This is a genomic window from Modestobacter marinus (assembly GCF_019799945.1).
Lineage (GTDB): Bacteria > Actinomycetota > Actinomycetes > Mycobacteriales > Geodermatophilaceae > Modestobacter > Modestobacter marinus_B.
This window is the reverse complement of record NZ_JABGCH010000006.1, coordinates 164,855-183,422: the sequence shown is the minus strand read 5'-3', so window position 1 is coordinate 183,422 and position 18,568 is coordinate 164,855. Positions and strand designations below refer to the sequence as shown.

General features: G+C 75.6%; 20 protein-coding genes. 9 read left to right on the top strand and 11 right to left on the bottom strand.

Annotated features, from left to right (window positions below):
- Positions 1-154: 154 nt before the first annotated feature.
- Together HK417_RS26905 and HK417_RS26900 are read left to right on the top strand one after the other, a co-directional pair.
- Positions 155-418: a VOC family protein gene (locus HK417_RS26905; RefSeq protein ID WP_368858517.1), complete on the top strand. Its 264-nt coding sequence runs from the start codon at positions 155-157 to the stop codon at positions 416-418.
- A complete protein-coding gene (locus tag HK417_RS26900) occupies positions 373-528 on the top strand; it encodes a VOC family protein (RefSeq protein ID WP_368858516.1) in 156 nt (51 codons plus the stop codon). The genes HK417_RS26905 and HK417_RS26900 overlap by 46 nt, the downstream gene beginning before the upstream one ends.
- 10 nt (positions 529-538) lie before the next feature.
- Here the strand turns inward: HK417_RS26900 and HK417_RS08420 are convergent, their stop codons facing one another.
- From HK417_RS08420 to HK417_RS08410, 3 genes are all read right to left on the bottom strand, one after another.
- A complete protein-coding gene (locus HK417_RS08420) occupies positions 539-2,914 on the bottom strand; it encodes a [protein-PII] uridylyltransferase (protein ID WP_308123452.1) in 2,376 nt (791 codons plus the stop codon).
- Positions 2,915-3,017: 103 nt separating this feature from the next.
- A complete protein-coding gene (locus HK417_RS08415; RefSeq protein ID WP_135146504.1) occupies positions 3,018-3,356 on the bottom strand; it encodes a P-II family nitrogen regulator in 339 nt (112 codons plus the stop codon).
- A complete protein-coding gene (locus HK417_RS08410; RefSeq protein WP_222265298.1) occupies positions 3,353-4,708 on the bottom strand; it encodes an ammonium transporter in 1,356 nt (451 codons plus the stop codon). Before HK417_RS08410 ends, HK417_RS08415 begins: the two co-directional genes overlap by 4 nt.
- A gap of 348 nt (positions 4,709-5,056) precedes the next feature.
- Between HK417_RS08410 and HK417_RS08405 the strand changes: the two genes are divergently transcribed.
- From HK417_RS08405 to HK417_RS25195, 5 genes are all read left to right on the top strand, one after another.
- Positions 5,057-5,761, top strand: coding sequence for an energy-coupling factor ABC transporter permease (locus tag HK417_RS08405; protein ID WP_222265296.1), 705 nt, complete (start codon positions 5,057-5,059; stop codon positions 5,759-5,761).
- Positions 5,758-6,090 (top strand): PDGLE domain-containing protein, encoded by a 333-nt coding sequence (locus HK417_RS08400; RefSeq protein WP_222265294.1) that lies wholly within the window; start codon positions 5,758-5,760, stop codon positions 6,088-6,090. Before HK417_RS08405 ends, HK417_RS08400 begins: the two co-directional genes overlap by 4 nt.
- Before the next feature lies 1 nt (position 6,091).
- Entirely contained in the window at positions 6,092-6,877 is a 786-nt protein-coding gene (gene cbiQ / locus HK417_RS08395) for a cobalt ECF transporter T component CbiQ (RefSeq protein ID WP_222265292.1), read from the top strand.
- Positions 6,874-7,620 carry an energy-coupling factor ABC transporter ATP-binding protein gene (locus tag HK417_RS08390; RefSeq protein ID WP_222265290.1) on the top strand — a complete coding sequence of 249 codons (747 nt, stop codon included), beginning with the start codon at positions 6,874-6,876 and terminating at the stop codon, positions 7,618-7,620. Before cbiQ ends, HK417_RS08390 begins: the two co-directional genes overlap by 4 nt.
- Before the next feature lie 77 nt (positions 7,621-7,697).
- Positions 7,698-7,826: a hypothetical protein gene (locus HK417_RS25195; protein ID WP_261326133.1), complete on the top strand. Its 129-nt coding sequence runs from the start codon at positions 7,698-7,700 to the stop codon at positions 7,824-7,826.
- Positions 7,827-8,004: 178 nt separating this feature from the next.
- Here the strand turns inward: HK417_RS25195 and ftsY are convergent, their stop codons facing one another.
- A complete protein-coding gene (ftsY, locus tag HK417_RS08385) occupies positions 8,005-9,204 on the bottom strand; it encodes a signal recognition particle-docking protein FtsY (RefSeq protein WP_222265288.1) in 1,200 nt (399 codons plus the stop codon).
- Between the two features lie 85 nt (positions 9,205-9,289).
- Here ftsY and HK417_RS08380 point away from each other — a divergent pair, with 85 nt between their 5' ends.
- Both HK417_RS08380 and HK417_RS08375 read left to right on the top strand, forming a co-directional pair.
- A complete protein-coding gene (locus HK417_RS08380; protein ID WP_222265286.1) occupies positions 9,290-10,945 on the top strand; it encodes an alkaline phosphatase D family protein in 1,656 nt (551 codons plus the stop codon).
- Positions 10,942-11,721 carry an endonuclease/exonuclease/phosphatase family protein gene (locus tag HK417_RS08375; protein ID WP_222265285.1) on the top strand — a complete coding sequence of 260 codons (780 nt, stop codon included), beginning with the start codon at positions 10,942-10,944 and terminating at the stop codon, positions 11,719-11,721. Before HK417_RS08380 ends, HK417_RS08375 begins: the two co-directional genes overlap by 4 nt.
- Here HK417_RS08375 and smc read toward each other — a convergent pair.
- The 7 genes from smc to HK417_RS08340 all read right to left on the bottom strand — a co-directional run bounded on the left by smc (position 11,718) and on the right by HK417_RS08340 (position 18,557).
- Positions 11,718-15,269, bottom strand: coding sequence for a chromosome segregation protein SMC (gene smc / locus HK417_RS08370; RefSeq protein ID WP_261326132.1), 3,552 nt, complete (start codon positions 15,267-15,269; stop codon positions 11,718-11,720). The two genes, HK417_RS08375 and smc, sit on opposite strands and share 4 nt — an antisense overlap.
- 103 nt (positions 15,270-15,372) lie before the next feature.
- The gene (locus HK417_RS08365; protein WP_222265280.1) at positions 15,373-15,564 is read right to left on the bottom strand and encodes a hypothetical protein; all 192 of its coding nucleotides are present in this window, start codon (positions 15,562-15,564) and stop codon (positions 15,373-15,375) included.
- 151 nt (positions 15,565-15,715) lie between these two features.
- Positions 15,716-15,991: an acylphosphatase gene (locus HK417_RS08360; RefSeq protein WP_308123451.1), complete on the bottom strand. Its 276-nt coding sequence runs from the start codon at positions 15,989-15,991 to the stop codon at positions 15,716-15,718.
- Complete coding sequence (gene mutM, locus HK417_RS08355) at positions 15,988-16,863, bottom strand: bifunctional DNA-formamidopyrimidine glycosylase/DNA-(apurinic or apyrimidinic site) lyase (RefSeq protein ID WP_222265278.1); 876 nt, start codon at positions 16,861-16,863, stop codon at positions 15,988-15,990. The genes HK417_RS08360 and mutM overlap by 4 nt, the downstream gene beginning before the upstream one ends.
- A gap of 2 nt (positions 16,864-16,865) precedes the next feature.
- The gene (rnc, locus tag HK417_RS08350) at positions 16,866-17,684 is read right to left on the bottom strand and encodes a ribonuclease III (protein ID WP_222265276.1); all 819 of its coding nucleotides are present in this window, start codon (positions 17,682-17,684) and stop codon (positions 16,866-16,868) included.
- A 22-nt stretch (positions 17,685-17,706) separates the two neighbouring features.
- A complete protein-coding gene (rpmF, locus tag HK417_RS08345) occupies positions 17,707-17,886 on the bottom strand; it encodes a 50S ribosomal protein L32 (RefSeq protein ID WP_222265273.1) in 180 nt (59 codons plus the stop codon).
- 2 nt (positions 17,887-17,888) lie between these two features.
- On the bottom strand, positions 17,889-18,557 hold the full coding sequence (locus tag HK417_RS08340) for a YceD family protein (protein WP_222265271.1): 669 nt from the start codon (positions 18,555-18,557) through the stop codon (positions 17,889-17,891).
- Between the last annotated feature and the right edge of the window lie 11 nt (positions 18,558-18,568).

Here is an 18,568-nt window from a genome sequence, read left to right as displayed (position 1 = left end):
TCGCCTGGCGGAACGGACACGCCACCGACCCCAAGCTGCGCAAGGTCATCAAGCGGGCCTCAACCATCAAGCGGGCGAAAGTTGCCTGACCCGGCACTAGGTCGGGACGCCGCTGCGCCCGCTCCCGTCACCACCACCGGGCACGATGTCCGGCATGGCCGACACCGAGCGCCGTCGTCACCACGCCATCGACTACATCGAGCTCACCGTCACCGATCTCGCGGCAGCGCGACGCTTCTACGCCGACGCCTTCGGCTGGGAGTTCAACGACTACGGGCCGCAGTACGCCGGGATCCGCGACGGGTCCGGGGAGTCCGTACCCGAGGTGGGGGGCCTGGCCCTCGGGACGGAGGTGCGCACGGGCGGCCCCTGGTGCTGCTCTACTCCGCCGACCTCGACCGGACCCTCACCGCGGTGACCTCCGCCGGTGGCCGGGTGGTCAACGGCCCCTACGAGTTCCCGGGCGGACGGCGGTTCCACTTCCAGGACCCGAGCGGCAACGAGCTCGGCGTCTGGTCGGAGGCCTGAGCTACCCGGCTCAGGCCTCCACGGCGCCGAGCGCCGCCGGGTCGGGGGCGTCCCCGCGGGCGGCGGCGACCAGCGCCCGCTCGGCGCGCTCCCGTTGCTGCGGGGCGATCGGCGCCCCGCCGGGGTCGGCGACGTAGAAGGCGTCCACGGCGTCGGCCCCGAGCGTCTCCACCGTGGCCGAGCCGACGTCCAGCCCGGCGTCGGCCAGCGCCGCGGTCAGCCGGTACAGCAGGCCCGCCCGGTCGGCGGCCCGCACCTCGACCAGACCGGTGGCGCCGGTCGCCTCCGCGTCGAACCACGAGATGCGGGGTGGGCGGCCGGCCGGCCGGTCCTGGCTGTAGTCGTGCTCGCGCTGCCGCAGCCGGTCGGCCAGGGGCAGCGTGCCCTCCAGCGCCGCCCGCACCCCGTCGGCGAGGATCTCCGGCACCGGCGGGCGGCCGAACCGCGGCCGGACGGCGAACACGAGGGTGCCGTGCCCGTGCTCCACGCTGACCCGGGCGGCCCGGACGTCGAGCTGGTTGAGCGCCAGCACCCCGGCGCAGACGCTGAACAGGCCCGGGCGGTCGGCGGCGCCGATGGTGATCTGCTGGCCGTCGAGCACGTCCTCCACGCCCACGGTCACCGGCTCGGTCGGCCCGGGGATCACCGGCGCGGGCGCGGTCACCTGCGGCTCGGTGGGCTCGAGCACCGGATCGGGCACGGGTGCGCTGCCCAGCCGGGCCGCGACCCGGGCCACCAGCGCGGCCACCAGGTGGGCCTTCCACGGCGACCAGGCCGAGGCGCTGGTCGCCGCGCCGTCGGCCTGCGCCAGCGCGTGCAGCAACTGCAGCAGCGCGGCGTCGCGGCCGATGGCCTCGACGACCCGGTCGACGGTCAGCGGGTCCTCCAGGTCCCGCCGGGTGGCCACGTCGGGCAGCAGCAGGTGGTGGCGCACCATCTCGACGAGGGTCTCCACGTCGGGCGGGCTGAACCCCATCCGGGCGGCGATGTCCCGGACCAGCACGACGCCGACCTCGGTGTGGTCGCCGGGCCAGCCCTTGCCGATGTCGTGCAGCAGCGCGCCGACCAGCAGCAGGTCGGGGCGGTCGACGTCCCGGGTGAGCTCGGCGGCGGCGGCGGCGGACTCGACCAGGTGCCGGTCGACGGTGAACCGGTGCCACGGGTGGCGCTGCGGCATCGACCGGACCCGGTCCCACTCCGGCAGCATCCGCGCCAGCAGGCCCTCCTGGTCCAGCTGCTCGAGCACCGGCACGGCGCTGCGGCCGCTGGCCAGCAGCCGCAGGAACGACCAGCGGACCTCCGGCGGCCAGGGCTCCGGCAGCGGCGGCGCGTGCACCGCGAGCACCTTGAGCGTGTACGGGGAGAGCAGCAGGTCGGCCCGGGCCGCGGCGGCCGCGCCGCGCAGCACGAGCCCGGGGTCGGCGGCCGGGCGGGCGTCGCGGGCGAGCACCACCTCGTCGCCCTGGCGGACCAGCCCCTCGGCCAGCGGCTCCCGGCGCACCCGCCGGTAGCGGCCGCGCGGCCGGCGGACCAGGGCGGCGTCCACCCGGCGCCACGTCTCGTCGGCCACGAACGCCAGCCGCCGGCCGGCCAGGCTCACCCGGCGCAGCAGCGCGTCGTCGTCGGCCAGCCCGAGCGCCTCGGCGACTCCCCGCTGCTCCTGCCGGACCAGCACGTCGGAGGCCCGCCCGGTTGCGCGCTGCAGGGCGTCGCGGGCGTCGAGCAGGAACGTGTAGGCCTCGCCGGCGTCGGCCGGGGGCTCGTCGGCCAACTGCGCCGCGGCCAGCGCGCGCAGCACCTGGCCCTCGCGGAGCCCGCCGTAGGCCTCCTTGAGGTCCGGCTCCAGCAGGAAGCCCAGCTCCCCCACCTGCCGGCCCCGGGCCCGGCGCAGGTCCCGCAGCTGCGGCAGCAGGCGCGAGGCGTGCTGCCGCCAGGAGCCCAGCGTCGCCGCCCGCAGGGCCGCGGTGACCTCCGGGTCGCCGGCGACGTGCCGGGCGTCGAGCAGGCCCAACCCGGCCTTGACGTCGTCCCCGGCGACCGCGACCGCCTCCGCGATCGTGCGGACGGAGTGGTCCAGCCGCAGCTTGGCGTCCCAGACGGGGTACCAGAGCGCGTCGGCCAGGGCCGCGATCTCCGGTCGCCCGTCGTGGACCAGGACGAGGTCCAGGTCGCCGTGCGGCGGTGGCTCCCGCCGCCCGAGGCTGCCCACCGCGACCAGGGCGATCCCGGCCTCCACCGGCCCCGTGGGGGGCGCGCCGCGCCGGCGCGCCGAGCGGGGCGTAGCGGACAGCGCGTCGGCGAGCAGGCCGGACAGCCAGTCATCGAGCGCCGTCAGACGCTCGGCGCGGCTGAGCTGGGGCAGGGCGGCGAGGTCGAGCACAGGCACCTCTCGGTCGACCGTGTCCGGGTCGGAGCAGGGGCGGGAGACGGCGTCGGCCGGGGCGGCGGTCCCCCGCCACCCCGGCCGACGTCAGCTCACCGCAGCAGGATCAGAGCGCGTCGTCGCCACGCTCCCCGGTGCGGACCCGGACGACCTCGTCGATCGTCGTCACCCACACCTTGCCGTCGCCGATCTGGCCGGTGGAGGCCGCCTCGACGACCGCGTCGACCACCCGTGCCGCGTCTAGCTCGCTCACGACCACCTCGATGCGCACCTTCGGGACGAAGTCCACCTGGTACTCGGCACCGCGGTAGACCTCGGTGTGCCCCCGCTGACGGCCGAAGCCCTGGACCTCGCTGACCGTGAGGCCGGCGATGCCGATCAGCTCGAGGGCGTTCTTGACGTCGTCCAGCTTGAACGGCTTGACGATCGCGGTGACCAGCTTCATGCCCGGGTTCCTTCCGTGTTGCGGGCCTCGGCGTGCGCCTGGCCGGTCAGTGTCGGGTTGCTCCCGCCGCCACCCAGGGAGGCGAGGTCGTACCCGGTCTCAGCGTGCACGACGCTGTCGATGCCGGTGACCTCGTCCTCGTCCGAGAGCCGGAAGCCGATGGTCTTCTGGATGGCCAGGCCCAGCACGTAGGAGATGACGAAGGAGTACGCGAGGACGGCGAGGGCACCGGCCGCCTGACGCCACAGCTGGTCCAGGCCACCGCCGTAGAACAGGCCGCTGACCCCCGCCGTCGTGGCGTCGGAGGCGAACAGCCCGACCGCCAGGGTGCCCCACAGACCGCCGACGAGGTGGACACCGACGACGTCCAGCGAGTCGTCGTAGCCCAGCTTGTACTTCAGGCCGACCGCCAGGGCGCACAGGACGCCGGCGATGGCGCCGACGAAGATGGCCCCGACCGGGGTCACGGAGGAGCACGCCGGGGTGATCGCCACGAGACCGGCGACCACACCCGAGGCGGCGCCGAGCGAGGTGGCGTGCCCGTCGCGGATCTTCTCCGTCAGCAGCCAGCCCAGCACCGCCGCGGCGGTCGCGACCAGGGTGGTGACGAAGACCTCGGCCGCCTGGCCGTTGGCCGACAGGGCGGAACCGGCGTTGAAGCCGAACCAGCCAAACCACAGCAGCCCGGCACCGGCCATGACCAGCGGCAGGTTGTGCGGCCGCATCGGGTCCCGGCCGAAGCCGCGGCGCTTGCCGAGCACCAGGGCGAGGGCGAGGCCCGCCGCACCGGCGTTGATGTGCACCGCGGTGCCACCGGCGAAGTCGATGGCCAGCAGGTTGTTGGCGATCCAGCCGCCGACCTCGGACTCCGCCCCGTTGAAGGCGAACACCCAGTGGGCGACCGGGAAGTAGACGACCGTGGCCCAGATGCCGGCGAAGACCAGCCAGGGACCGAACTTGGCCCGGTCGGCGATCGCGCCGGAGATCAGCGCGACCGTGATGATCGCGAAGACCGCCTGGAAGCCGACGAAGGCCAGCGACGGGATGGTGAAGACCAGGTTGTCCGGGGCGAAGGCCCCCTCGAGACCGGCCGTGCCGATCAGGCTGGACAGCCCGAAGAACTCGAACGGGTCGCCGACCAGACCGCCGCCGACGTCGTTGCCGAAGGCCATCGAGTAGCCGTAGAGGACCCACAGCACGCTGATGAGCGCCAGCGCGCCGAAGCTCATCATCATCATGTTCAAGACGCTCTTCGCGCGGACCATGCCGCCGTAGAAGAGCGCCAGGCCGGGGGTCATCAGCAGCACCAGGGCGGCGCTGGTCAGGACCCAGGCGGTGTCGCCGGTGTCCACGGCAACCTCCTGAGGGATCGGTGTGGCGAGGGGCCACGCTGGGTGCGTCCGCCACCGCGCGACGCGGCAGGCGGGGCAACGCCCCGGGTGGCCCGAGGACGTGAGGAACACGGTGCCCACGCCGTGTTTCCGATCGCGTCGTCGACGTGTTTCGAGACCGTGAACTCAGCGGGGCGTGTCGCCCTCCCCTGTTCCGAACGTGTTGCGGAGCCCGCCGCGGTGACCCGGTCACGGACCGGCGGCCTCTTGTTGCAACACGTGTGCAACTGCGAAGGCCATGCAATAACATCGTGCCGGCGGTCAGGCTCGATCGGCCGTACCGTCCAGCACCGACGTCCGGAGGCCCTCGTGCACGTCCCCGATGGCTACCTCGACGCGGCGACCACCGCCGGCACGGCGGCCGTGGCCGCCGCCGGGGTCGCGATCGCCCTGCGGGGCGCGCGCCGCGAGCTCGACGAGCGCACCGCCCCGATGGCCGGCCTGACCGCCGCCTTCGTGTTCGCGGTGCAGATGATGAACTTCCCGGTCGCCTACGGCACCAGCGGCCACCTGATCGGTGGCGCGCTGACCGCCGTGCTGGTCGGCCCGTGGACGGCGGTGCTCTGCATGACCGTCGTCCTGCTCGTGCAGGCGCTGGTCTTCGCCGACGGCGGGCTCACCGCGCTGGGCACCAACGTCACGCTCATGGCCCTGGTCGCCGTCGCCGCCGGGTACGGGATCTTCGCCGGGCTGCGCCGGGTGCTGCCTGCCGGCCGCACCGGCGTGCTCACCGCGGCCGGGCTCGGCGCCTTCCTCTCCGTGCCGGCCGCCGCGCTGGCCTTCGTGCTGCTCTTCGGCGCCGGCGGGGTCGCCGACGTCCCGCTCGGCTCGGTCGCCGCCGCGATGGGCGCGGTCCACCTGCTGATCGGCCTGGGTGAGGCGGCCATCACCGTCGCCGTCCTGGGCGCCGTCCTCGCCGTCCGGCCCGACCTGGTCCGCGGCGCGCGCGGCCTGCAGGTCGCCCCGGAGCTCGCGCCCCGCCCGTCGGCCGCGCAGCCGCTGGACCTCCGATGACCGCCCCGCGCCGCCGGACCCGGGCCTTCCTGCTGGCCGGGATCCTGATCGCCCTCTTGATCGCCGGGGTCGGCAGCTACTACGCCAACTCCTCCCCCGACGGCCTCGAGGCCACCGCCGCCGAGCAGGGCTTCGACTCCACCGCGCGGGACAGCGCGACCGCCGGCTCGCCGCTGGCCGACTACGCCACCGCCGGCATCGACTCCGCCCGGCTCTCCGGCGGGCTGGCGGGGGTCGTCGGAGTGCTGCTGGTGCTCGCGCTGGCCGGTGGGCTGGTGATAGCGGTCCGCCGTCGCGACGACCGGGCCGCCGTCGCGACCCACGACTGACGTGGGGGCCGGGCACGCGCACGGAGGGCTCGCGGCGGCCTACGTCGCCGGGAACAGCCCGGTGCACCGGCTGGAGCCGCACACCAAGCTGGTCGCCGTCCTGGCGTTCGCGCTGGTCGTCGTGCTCACCCCGGTGCACGCCGGCTGGGCCCCGCTGGCCTACGCCGGCTTCCTCGCCCTGCTGCTCGGGGTGGCCGCGGTCGCCCGGGTGCGGCTCGGCCGGCTGCTGCGCGGCCTGGCCGTCGAGGTCCCCTTCGTGCTGTTCGCGCTGCTGCTGCCGTTCGTCTCCCGCGGGCCGCGCATCGACGTCCTCGGGGTGTCCCTCTCCCAGAGCGGACTGGCCGCCGGCGGCAGCATCCTCGCGAAGGCGACCCTGTCCGTGCTCGCCGCCACCCTGCTGGCCGCCACGACCGACCCCCGGGCGCTGCTCCGCGGGCTCGAGCGGCTGCGCCTGCCCTCGGTGCTCGTCCAGATCCTCACGTTCATGATCCGCTACGCCGACGTCATCGGCGGCGAGCTGCGCCGGATGAAGGTCGCCCGGGAGTCCCGCGGCTTCCGCGGCCGGCACCTGGGAGCGCTGAAGGTGCTCGGCCCCGCGGCGGGCTCGCTGTTCATCCGCTCCTACGAGCGCGGTGAGCGGGTGCACCTGGCAATGCTGTCCCGCGGCTACACCGGCCGACTGCCCACCGGCCCGGTCGCCGTCGTCGGTGGCCGCGCCTGGGCCACCGCGCTCAGCCTGCCCCTGGCTGCGGCCGCTGTGCTCGCAGCGGGTTCACTCCTGGGGTGAGCACCCCCCCGTCCCTGCTCGTGGACGACCTGGCCTTCGCCTACCCCGACGGGCACCAGGCGCTGTTCGGTGTCGACCTGCGGCTGGAGCAGGGCGAACGAGTGGCGCTGCTGGGCCCCAACGGTGCCGGCAAGACCACGCTGGTGCTGCACCTCAACGGGATCCTGCGGGGCGGGCGTGGCCGGGTGACCGTGGGCGGGCTGCCGGTGGAGGACCGGAACCTGGCCGAGATCCGCCGCCGGGTCGGGATCGTCTTCCAGGACCCCGACGACCAGCTGTTCATGCCGACCGTCGGCGAGGACGTCGCCTTCGGGCCGCGGAACCTCGGGCTCTCGGAGCCTGAGGTGGCCCGCCGGGTCGCCGACGCGCTGGCCGCCGTCGACATGGCCGACGCCGCCGACCGGCCTCCGCACCACCTGTCCTTCGGCCAGCGCCGCCGGGTCGCCGTCGCCACCGTGCTGTCGATGCGACCGGAGGTCCTGGTGCTCGACGAGCCGAGCAGCAACCTCGACCCTGCCGGCCGGCGGGAGCTGGCCGAGGTCCTCGAGCCGCTGCCGGTCACCTTGCTCATGGTCACCCACGACCTGCCCTACGCCCTGCAGCTGTGCCCCCGGTCGGTCGTGCTCGACGGGGGCGTGGTCGTCGCCGACGGCCCGACCCGCGAGCTGCTCGGCGACCCGGCGCTGCTCGCCGCCCATCGGCTGGAGCTGCCGTTCGGGTTCGATCCGCATGCCGTGCCCTGACCGGGTGGAGCCTGAGATCAGCGTGGCGGCGGCCGGCATCCCGGACGGCCCGGGCACCCCGGCCCGCGGAGGTGCCGGTGCCGGACTTCGCCCGGGTCTTCGACCAGCTGTGCGAGGAGCTGCTGGCCCGGCTGTCCCCCGACTTCCTCGACGATGTCGCGCTCGTCGCCGTGCACGTCGACCGGCCGGGCACCCCGCTCCCCTGAGCTCCCGCCACCGGGCTCGCGCCCGCGCCGCGGAACTGGTCCCCGAGGGCGGGACCGGCAGCGCCGGCGGAGTCCGGTCGTCCGCCTCCATCCTCGCTGTCAGCCGAGCACACCGATCGGCTTCCGCCCCCGGTCCGCTACTCGCTCGCTGGCGCTCGCTGCGATGCTCCCAGCGGCGTCAGCCTCCGACGAGCGCCTCGGCGAACGCCCTGGGCTCGAACGGCGCCAGGTCGTCCGGCCCCTCCCCGAGACCGACCAGCTTCACCGGGATGCCGAGCTCCCGCTGCACCGACACCACGATGCCGCCCTTCGCCGTGCCGTCCAGCTTGGTCAGCACGATCCCGGTGACGTCGACGACCTCGGTGAACACCCGCGCCTGCACCACGCCGTTCTGGCCGGTCGTGGCGTCCAGGACGAGCAGCACCTCGTCGACCGGGCCGTGCTTCTCCACGACCCGCTTGACCTTGCCCAGCTCGTCCATCAGCCCGGACTTGGTGTGCAGCCGGCCGGCGGTGTCGACCAGGACGCAGTCGACCTCGCCCTCGATTCCGGTGCGCACCGCCTCGAAGGCGACCGACGCCGGGTCGCCGCCCTCCCGGCCGCGCACGGTGAGCACCCCGACCCGCTCGCCCCACGTCTCGAGCTGGTCGGCGGCGGCCGCGCGGAAGGTGTCGGCGGCGCCCAGCACGACGCTCTTGCCGTCGCCGACGAGGGACCGGGCGATCTTCCCGACCGTCGTCGTCTTGCCGGCCCCGTTGACGCCCACGACCAGGACGACGGCGGGCTGCCCGTCGTGCCGGTCGGTGGCCAGCCGGCGGTCGAGGTCCGGCCCGAGGGCGGTGGTCAGCTCACGGACGACGAGCTCCCGCAGCTCCGGCCCGGACGCCGTGGCCAGCACCAGGCTCTGGGTGCGCAGCCGCTGCACGATCTGCGTGGTCGCGGCCACCCCCACGTCGGCGGCCAGCAGCGTCTCCTCGATCTCCTCCCAGTCGTCCTCGGTCAGCTTCTCCCGGGCGAGCACGGTGAGCAGCCCGCGGCCCAGGGACGACTGCGACCGCGCCAGCCGGGACCGCAGCCGCACCAGCCGGCCGGCGGAGGGCGGTGGCGTCTCGAAGACCAGGCCGGGCTCCGGCTCGGCCGGGGGCAGCTCCACCGGCGGGGCCGTCGGCGGCTCCACGAGGTCGGCCACGGTCGCGCCCGAGGGCGCGCCCGGCACCGTGTCGGTGCCCGGCTGCGGCGGCCGGGGACGGGTGAGGGTGGTACCTGCGGCTGCGTCGCTGTCCAGCCGGGTGGTGCGCCGACCCCGTCCCACCAGGAGGCTGATCCCGGTGATCAGGGCGACGACGAGGATCGCGATCGCGATCAGCACGAACTCCATGGGACCGATCCTCCCAGCCCGCGCCCAGCACCATCCGGGTGACGGGCTGAGCCGGATCACAGACTGATGAGGCAGGCTGTCGGCCATGTCCGAGACCGCCGGCCCGAACCCGCTGCTCCTGCTGGGGCCGCTGCTGCGCCACGTGGACCCGGTGTCGGCCACGATCTGGGTGGAGACCGACCGGCCGTGCGTGGTGGAGGTGCTGGGCCGCACGGCCGACACCTTCTGCGTCAACGGGCACCACTACGCGCTGGTCGTCGTCGAGGACCTCGAGCCGGGCAGCACCACCCCGTACGAGGTGCACCTGGACGGGCGCCGGGTCTGGCCGCCGGCGCACTCGCCGTTCCCGCCCAGCCGCATCCGCACCGCGGGGCGCCCCGGCCCGTTCCGGGTGGCCTTCGGGTCGTGCCGCTACGCGACGCCGTCCACGGTCGACCTGCGCGACGGCATCCCCCCGGACGCGCTGGACTGCTACGCCGGGGGGCTGGTCGCGATGCCCGAGGACCAGTGGCCCGACGCCCTGGTGCTGCTGGGCGACCAGGTCTACGCCGACGAGGTGACCCCGGCGACCCGGGAGTGGCTGGCCGCCCGCCGGGACCTGTCCCAGCCGCCGGGGACGCAGGCGGCGGACTTCGAGGAGTACACCCGGCTGTACTCCGAGTCCTGGAGCGACCCCCAGGTGCGGTGGCTGCTGTCCACCATCCCGTCCTCGATGGTCTTCGACGACCACGAGATGATCGACGACTGGAACACCTCCGCCGCCTGGCGCGCGGAGGTGACCCCCTCCGACTGGTGGCACCAGCGGATCTGCGGCGGGCTGGTGAGCTACTGGGTCTACCAGCACCTGGGCAACCTCTCGCCGAACGAGCTGGAGAAGAACGCCACCTGGCAGGCCATCCAGGCCGCCGAGAGCGACGACGCCGGCCCGATGCTCGACGAGATGGCCCGGGCCGCCGACGAGCAGCCGGACAGCATCCGGTGGAGCTACGTCCGGCACTGGGGCGAGGTGCGGCTGATCATGGTGGACACCCGGGCCGGCCGGGCGCTGCAGGAGGACGACCGGAAGATCGTCGACGACGTCGAGTTCGACTGGGTCGAGGCCGCGGTGCGCCGGTCCGTCGAGGACGGCGTCGAGCACGTGCTCATCGGGACCTCGCTGCCCTGGCTGCTGCCGCACGCGGTGCACGACATCGAGCGGTGGAACGAGACGATCTCCGTGCGCCACCACGGCGGGCTGCTCGGCCGGTTGATGGAGAAGCTCCGGCAGGCCGCGGACCTGGAGCACTGGGCGGCGTTCGGGCAGTCCTTCGAACGGCTCGGCGCCACGCTGCTCGCCGCCGGCCGGGGTGAGTACGGGACGCCGCCGGCGACCGCGCTCGTGCTGTCCGGCGACGTCCACCACGCCTACGCCGCGGAGCTGGTCAGCCCGGAGGACGTGGACACCCGGGTGCACCAGCTGACCGTCTCCCCGCTGCACAACGCCGCGCCGCACGCGATCGAGATCGGCTTCAAGGTCGGCTGGAGCCGGCCCGCCCGCGCCCTGACCGGCCTGCTCCGGCGGCTGGGCCGGGTGGAGCCGAGCGAGCTGGCGTGGCACAAGCAGTCCGGGCCGTTCTTCGGCAACGAGCTCGGCGAGCTGGTGCTCCACGACCGGGACGCCCGGTTCCTGCTGTGGGCCACGAGCCGGGAACAGGACGGCACGCCGCGCTTCACGCAGGTGCTGGACACTCGTCTCTCGTGAGCTCGGTACGGCTGGTCACCTTCAACATCCACCACGGCGTCGGGGACGACGGGCGGCACGACCTGCCCCGGCTGGCCCGGCTGCTCGCCGACGCCGACGCCGACGTCATCTGCCTGCAGGAGGTCGACCGGCACTTCGGGGACCGCAGCGAGGACGTCGACCAGGCCCTCCTGCTCGCCCGGGGGCTGGACATGGAGCTGGTCTGGGCCCCGTCGATCGACCGGCCGCACGCCGACCCCGCGACGGGCCGGCGCCAGTACGGCAACGCGGTGCTGTCCCGGCTGCCCGTGCTCGTCAACACGGTCCACCCGCTGCCCGGCGAGGGTGAGCCGCGCACCGCGCTGCGGGCGCTCGTGGCCCTGGACGGCGCCCCGCTGTGGGTGACCACCACCCACCTGTCCAGCCGGTCCGCGGCCGACCGGGCGGCGCAGGCAGCGGCGGTCGCGGCGCTCCACCCCGGGCCGGAGGAGCCGGGCGTGGTCGTGGGCGACCTCAACGCCGACGCCGACGCCCCGGAGCTCGGTCCGCTGCGCGAGCGGTTCACCGACGCCTGGCTGGCGGCGTCCGCGCGGACCGACCAGGCCGGCACCTTCTCGCTGCACCGGGACGCGGGGCTCACGCACCCGGCCCGCCGTCCCCGGGCGCGGATCGACCAGGTGTGGGTCAGCCCCGGGGTGGCCGTCCGGGACGCCGCCGTGCTGGACGGCGCGGGGACGTCGGACCACCACCCGCTGCTGGTCGACCTCGACGTGAGCTTCAGCCCCCCGCGGGGCTAGGAAGCGCGGAGCTCGCGGAGGCGCTGGCTGATCACGCCGGTGATGCCGTCGCCGCGCATGCTGACCCCGTAGAGGGCGTCGGCGATCTCCATCGTCCGCTTCTGGTGGGTGATGACGATCAGCTGCGAGGTGTTCCGCAGCTGCTCCACCAGGGTCAGCAGCCGGCCCAGGTTGACGTCGTCCAGCGCCGCCTCGACCTCGTCGAGCACGTAGAACGGCGAGGGCCGGGCCCGGAAGATCGCCACCAGCAGGGCGACGGCGGTCAGCGACCGCTCACCGCCGGACAGCAGGGACAGCCGCTTCACCTTCTTGCCCGGCGGACGGGCCTCCAGCTCGACGCCGGTGGTGAGCAGGTCCGCCGGGTCGGTCAGGAAGATCCGCCCCTCCCCGCCGGGGAACAGCATGCTGAAGACCTCCGCGAACTCCCGCTGCGTGTCGGCGAACGCCGCGGCGAACACCTCGTGGATGCGCGCGTCGACCTCGCGGACGACGGTGAGCAGGTCGCGGCGGGTGGCCTTGAGGTCCTCGAGCTGGGTGGCCAGGAACGTGTGCCGCTCCTCCAGCGCCGCGAACTCCTCCAGCGCGAGCGGGTTGACCTTGCCCAGCGCGGCGAGGTCGCGCTCGGCCCGGGCGGCCCGTCGCTCCTGGGTCGCCCGGTCGTAGGGCACCGGCTGCGGCTCGGGCTCCCCCGCCGCCTCCGCGGCGGCGATCTCGACCTGGGTCGGGGGTACCGGGGCGGCCGGCCCGTACTCCGCCAGCAGGGTGGGCAGGTCGACGCCGTACTCCTCGGCGGCCCGCGCCTCCAGCGCCTCGATCCGCAGCCGCTGCTCGGCGCGCGCCACCTCGTCGCGATGCACCTCGTCGGTGAGCCTGTCGAGCTCGGCGGTGTGCCCGCGGACGGTCACCCGGACGGCGAGCAGCTCGGCCTCCCGGCCGGTGCGGGCCTCGGCGAGCGCGTCCCGCTCCGCGGCGGCGCGGGCCAGCGACGTCGCCAGGTGGGTCAGCGCCTCCTCCGCGCCGGCGCGCACGCGGGCGGCGACCCGGGCCCCCTGCGCGCGGGCGAGCCGGGCAGCGGCGGCCCGTTCCCGGGCGGCCCGCTCCTGCCGGGCCTGCCGGCGCAGCGACTCCGCGCGTCCGGTCAGCGACCGGGCCCGCTCCTCCGCGGTGCGCACCGCGAGCCGGGCCTCGGTCTCGGTCTGCCGGGCGTTCGCGGCCTCGGCGCGCAGCCGGTCCCGCTCCTCGGTGGCGGGCTCCTCCTCCACCGGCGCCGCCTCCGCGGCGGCCAGCCGCTCCTCGAGCTCGGCGAGACCGGCCCCCGCCTGCTCCAGCGCCTGCTCGGCGCGCACCCGGGCGGCGTCCAGGCGCTCGGCCTCGGCGACGGCCGAGCGGGCCGCGGCACCGAGCTCGGCCAGCTGCGCGGCCGCGGCCGAGCGCGCCCGGTCGCCGGCCTGCCGCGCCGACAGGGCGGCGTCCACCTCGGCGGAGCGCCGGGTGGCCACCTCACGGCCGCGGGCGAGGTCGTCGGCGAGGGCGGCGGCGGCGGCGGTCGCGCGCTCCAGCTCCCCGGCCGCCTCCTCCACCCGCGCGCGCACCTCCAGGCCCGACGGCGCGTTCGCCTGGCCGCCGCCGGCCCAGTCGGCGCCGAGCAGGTCACCGGCGTCGGTCACCGCGCGGACCCGCGGGTGGGTGCGGACCAGCGTGACGGCGGCCGGCAGGTCGGGGACGACGGCGACCCGCTCCAGCGCCCGGGCCAGCGCCGGCCCGAGCTCGGCGGGGGCCTCGACCAGGTCCAGCGCCCAGCGCACGCCCTCGGGCAGCTCCGGCCAGCCATCCCGGGCCACCGGGGGCAGGCCGCCGGTGACCAGCAGCCCGACCCGGCCGCCCTGCTCCGCGGCGAGGCGGGTGAGGACGGCGGCCGCCTCGGCCACGCCCTCGACCACGACGGCGTCGGCCATCCCGCCGAGCGCGGCGGCCAGCGCGACCTCCGCCCCCGGGGCGACGCTCAGCCGGTCGGCGACCGGGCCGAGCACGCCCGGCAGGTCGATGGCCAGCACGGCGGCGGCGCCGTCGGCGGGGGCCAGCCCCAGGGCGAGCGCGTCGCGGCGCGCCTGCCAGCCGGCCCGGTCGCGCTCGGCGGCCCGCTCCGCGGCGGCGAGCTCGTTGACCGTCCGCACGGCCTCGCGGTGCGCGGTGACGGCTGCGGCGTGCGCGGCCGCGAGGTCGGTGTCGTCGCCGGCGTCACCGGCCAGCTGGGTGCGCCGCACCTCCAGCCGTTCCGCGGCCGCCTCCGCGCGGGCGGTCGCCTCCCCGGCGGCCACGGTGAGCCGCTCGATCTCCGCCTGCCCCGCCGCGGCGCGGGACCGCCCGGCGGCGACCTGCCCGGAGAGCCGGGCCAGCTGCTCGCGCCGGTCGGCGAGTGCCCGGGCGGCGGCCACCAGCGCCTTCTCGGCCGCGGCCAGCTCGGCCTCCAGCTCGGTGCGCTCGGCGACCGCCGCGGCCAGGCGGGCGCGCTCGGCCTCCAGCGAGGAGGCCAGCTCCCGCTCGGTGGCCTCGATCCGGTCGGCCTCGGCCTCCAGCTGCTCCGGGTCACGCCCGGGAGGGCCGGCCGGCGGGGCGGCGGACAGGTGCCGGTACCGCTCGGCCGCCAGCTGGCCGACGCTGCGGAACCGCTCGGCGAGCGTGGAGAGCCGGTACCAGCTGTCCTGGGCGGCGGCGAGGGCGGGCGCGTCGACGGCGAGCTGCCGCTCGAGGGCGGACTCGGTGCGGGACGCCTGGGCCAGCGCGGCCTCCACGACGGCGCGCCGGGCCCGCGCGGCGGTCTCGTCCGCGACGTCCTTGTCCAGGGCGTCGCGGAGCCCGACCAGGTCGTCGGCGAGCAGGCGCAGCCGGGCGTCGCGCAGGTCGGCCTGCACGCCGGCCGCCCGGCGGGCGACCTCGGCCTGCTTGCCCAGCGGCTTGAGCTGGCGGCGCAGCTCGGTGGTGAGGTCGGCCAGCCGGTCCAGGTTGGCCTGCATCGCCTCGAGCTTGCGGAGCGCCTTCTCCTTGCGCTTGCGGTGCTTGAGGACGCCGGCGGCCTCCTCGATGAACGCCCGCCGGTCCTCCGGCCGCCCGGACAGGACGGCGTCGAGCTGCCCCTGGCCGACGATGACGTGCATCTCGCGGCCGATCCCGGAGTCGCTGAGCAGCTCCTGGACGTCGAGCAGCCGGACCTTGTCCCCGTTGATCTCGTACTCGCTCTCGCCGGAGCGGTACATCCGCCGGGTGATCGACACCTCGGTGTAGTCGATCGGCAGGGCGCCGTCGGTGTTGTCGATGGTCAGCGTCACCTCGGCCCGGCCCAGCGCCGGACGGCCGGCGGTGCCGGCGAAGATGACGTCCTCCATCTTGCCGCCGCGCAGGCTCTTCGCGCCCTGCTCGCCGAGCACCCAGGCGATCGCGTCGACGACGTTGGACTTGCCCGAGCCGTTCGGGCCGACGACGGCGGTGATGCCCGGCTCCAGGCGCAGCGTCGTCGGCGACGCGAAGGACTTGAAGCCCTTCAACGTCAAGCTGGACAGATGCACAGGACCTCAGAGACGAGCGTCGCCACGTCGGCCGCCCTGCAGGGACCCGCCGCGAGCTGGCGAGCGGTGGGGGGCAGGGAGGTCCTTTTCAGGCCAGGGCGGGGGTGGCCGAGTCGTCGGCCAGGGTGAGGAGCTCGCGCGCGATCGCGGCGTCGCGCTCCTCGCGGAGGGCCGCCAGCTGCTCCTCCAGGCGGTGGACCTTGGCACGCAGCGCGGCGTTCTCCTCCGCTACTCGAAGCTCGTGGGGAGCGACGACGGAACCGAACAGGGCCTTGGCCATGGCTCAGCGGCCTTTCGACTGCAGGAGTGGGTCGTCCCGGCGCACCGCGGGGGGCGGTCTGCGCGGGCTGGTGAGTTCAGGGTGACACCCCTCGCGACCTGGGTCAACGTCTCGGGCGGCCCTGTCGGGTGTCGGTGGCGTGTCGTCTTGGTCACCCCACGGTGAACCCCGACGTCCCCTGCGCCCCGTCCTCCCGCGACTCGACCCCGGTCACCGTGCCGGGTGCCCGCCGGCCGGACAGCTCGGCGAGCACCGCGCGCACGTCCTCCGCCGGCCCCTCCAGCACCACCTCGACCCGCCCGTCGGACAGGTTGGTGGCCGATCCGGCCAGCCCCCGGGCCGCGGCGGCGCGGGAGACGAACCAGCGGTAGCCGACCCCCTGCACCATGCCGGAGACCAGCGCGACGACGCGCACCACGGCGCTCACGACCGGCGGGCCCGCGGCCGGGGCTGGCAGGCCGGGCAGCTGTAGCTGGAGCGGTTCATGAAGGACTCCCGCACGATCGGGGTGCCGCACCGCGGACAGGGCCGGTCCTCCTGCCCGTAGACGGCCAGGTGCCGGGAGAAGTAGCCGCTCTGGCCGTTCACGTCGACGTAGAGCGAGTCGAACGACGTCCCGCCCTGGGCCAGGCTCTCGCCGAGCACGTCGCGCACGCCGTCGAGCAGCGCGGCGACCTGCGGGCGGGTGAGCCTGTCGGTGGGGCGGGCGCCGTGCAGGCGGGCGCGCCACAGCGACTCGTCGGCGTAGATGTTGCCGACCCCGCCGATCAGCGTCTGGTCCAGCAGCGCCCGCTTCACCTCGGTCCGCCGGCGGCGCAGCGCCGCGCTGAAGGCGTCGGCGTCGAAGGAGCTGTCCAGCGGGTCGATGGCGATGTGCGCCAGCCGGGACGGCAGACCCTCCCCCTCGGCCTCTTCCACGGCGAGACCGCCGAAGGTGCGCTGGTCGACGAAACGCAGCTCCCGGCCGCCGTCGGTGAACCGGAACCGGGCCCGCAGGTGCACCTCGTCGGGCTCGGCGGGCTTCTCGACCAGCAGCTGCCCGCTCATGCCCAGGTGCGCCACCAGGGCACGGCCCGACGGCGTGCCGTCGGGCTCGGCCAGGGGCAGCCACAGGTACTTGCCGCGCCGGTGCGCGTCGGTGAGGGTCCGCCCGGTCAGCGCCTGCACGAAGTGCTCGGCGCCCTCCAGGTGCCGGCGCACGGCCCGGGGGTGGCGCACCTCGACCTCGCGGACGGTGCGTCCGGCGACCCACTGCGCCAGCCCGCGCCGCACCACCTCGACCTCGGGGAGCTCGGGCACGGTCAGGCCTCCTGGGGGGCGTCCTCGTCGGCCGCCCCGGACAGCGCCCGCCAGGCGGCCTCGGCTGCCTCCTGCTCGGCGGCCTTCTTCGTGCGGCCGGCGCCCCGGCCGTACGGCTTCCCGGCGAGCAGGACGACGGCGGTGAAGGTCTTGGCGTGGTCGGGGCCGTCGTCCTCGACCGCGTACACGGGGGCGCCCAGCGACCGGGCCGCCCCCAGCTCCTGCAGGCTGGTCTTCCAGTCCAGGCCGGCCCCGCGGGTGGCGGACTCGGCCAGCAGCGGGTCGAACAGGCGGTGCACGATGGCCGCCGCCGTCGGCAGGCCACGGCCGAGGTGGATCGCGCCGATCAGGGCCTCGAGCGCGTCGGCGAGGATCGACTCCTTCTCCTGGCCGCCGGTGGCCTGCTCACCGCGGCCCAGCAGCAGGTGCGGGCCGATGCCGCCGTCCCCGAGCGCCCGGGCGACCCGGGCCAGCGAGGTCATGTTCACCACGCTGGCCCGCAGCTTCGCCAGCTGCCCCTCGGGCAGGTCGGGGTGGCTGCGGTACAGCTCGTCGGTGACCACCAGACCGAGCACCGAATCCCCGAGGAACTCCAGGCGCTCGTTGGTGGGCAGGCCGCCGTTCTCGTAGGCGTAGGACCGGTGGGTCAGCGCCAGGGCCAGCAACCCGTCGGGCAGCTCCACGCCGAGCGCGTCGGCCAGCCACCGGGCGGCCGTCTCGGCGTGCTGCGGCCCGGCGGGTGAACGACGACCGGCGTCCCCGCCGGCCGGCTCCGGAGAGCCGGTCGGCGGGGACGCCGGTGCGGTGCCCGACCGCGTCACGCCGGGGAGCGCGCTGCCGGGGTCAGACCGCGACGGTCTGACGGCCGTCGTACTGGCCGCAGGTCGGGCAGGCGATGTGCGGGGGCTTGAGCTCGCCGCAGGCCTTGTTCGGGCACGGGGCCAGGGTGGGCGCGCTGGCCTTCCACTGCGACCGGCGAGCGCGGGTGTTCGCGCGGGACATGCGCCGCTTCGGGACCGCCATGATCAGTTCTCCTCGGTGTTGGTGCTCCCGGGGCCCTGCTGGGCTCCGTCGGCGCTGTCGGTCAGGTCGGCGAGGCGCGCGGCCAGCCCGGCGAACCGGGGGTCGATCACCTCGTGCGAGTGGTCGGGCGGGAGGTCGTCGAGTCGCTCGCCGCAGTCCACGCACAGCCCGGCGCAGTCGGGCGTGCAGGTGGGCGACAGCGGCAGGGCGAGGACGACGGCGTCCCGGACCAGCGGCGCGAGGTCGATGCTGTCGCCCTCGATCCGGCGCACCTCGTCCTCTCCGCTGGTGGCCTCGGTGGTGCTGCCCTCGTAGGCGTACAGCTCCTGGACGTCGAGCTCGAGGGTGTCCTCGACCGGCTCGAGGCAGCGGGCGCACTGGCCGGTGACGGGGGCCTCGACCTCGCCGGAGACCAGCACGCCCTCCATGACCGACTCCAGCCGCAGGTGCAGCTGGACCGGCGCGCCCTCGGGGACGGCGACCATGTCGACACCCCAGCGCTCGAGCGCGGGCACGGTCTTCTCCCACTCGCGCATCGAGCCGGCCCGGCGGCCCAGCTCACGGAGGTCGACCTTCCAGGCTCGGGGCCCCGTCTTCCCCGCGGGGTCGCCGGAGCGACGCCGGGCGTCGGTGGACGCGGCGCCGGAGGAGGGCGTGGAGGCAGCAGGCATGTCAGTACTCG

What these genes read in the sequence shown, in the direction of transcription:
- rpmF (WP_222265273.1), bottom strand. Translation starts at nt 17,886, where the DNA reads ATGGCGGTCCCGAAGCGGCGCATGTCCCGCGCGAACACCCGCGCTCGC.
- HK417_RS08400 (WP_222265294.1), top strand. Translation starts at nt 5,758, where the DNA reads ATGACCGCCCCGCGCCGCCGGACCCGGGCCTTCCTGCTGGCCGGGATC.
- HK417_RS08380 (WP_222265286.1), top strand. Translation starts at nt 9,290, where the DNA reads ATGTCCGAGACCGCCGGCCCGAACCCGCTGCTCCTGCTGGGGCCGCTG.
- HK417_RS08415 (WP_135146504.1), bottom strand. Translation starts at nt 3,356, where the DNA reads ATGAAGCTGGTCACCGCGATCGTCAAGCCGTTCAAGCTGGACGACGTC.
- HK417_RS08340 (WP_222265271.1), bottom strand. Translation starts at nt 18,557, where the DNA reads ATGCCTGCTGCCTCCACGCCCTCCTCCGGCGCCGCGTCCACCGACGCC.
- HK417_RS08365 (WP_222265280.1), bottom strand. Translation starts at nt 15,564, where the DNA reads ATGGCCAAGGCCCTGTTCGGTTCCGTCGTCGCTCCCCACGAGCTTCGA.
- ftsY (WP_222265288.1), bottom strand. Translation starts at nt 9,204, where the DNA reads ATGGAGTTCGTGCTGATCGCGATCGCGATCCTCGTCGTCGCCCTGATC.
- HK417_RS26905 (WP_368858517.1), top strand. Translation starts at nt 155, where the DNA reads ATGGCCGACACCGAGCGCCGTCGTCACCACGCCATCGACTACATCGAG.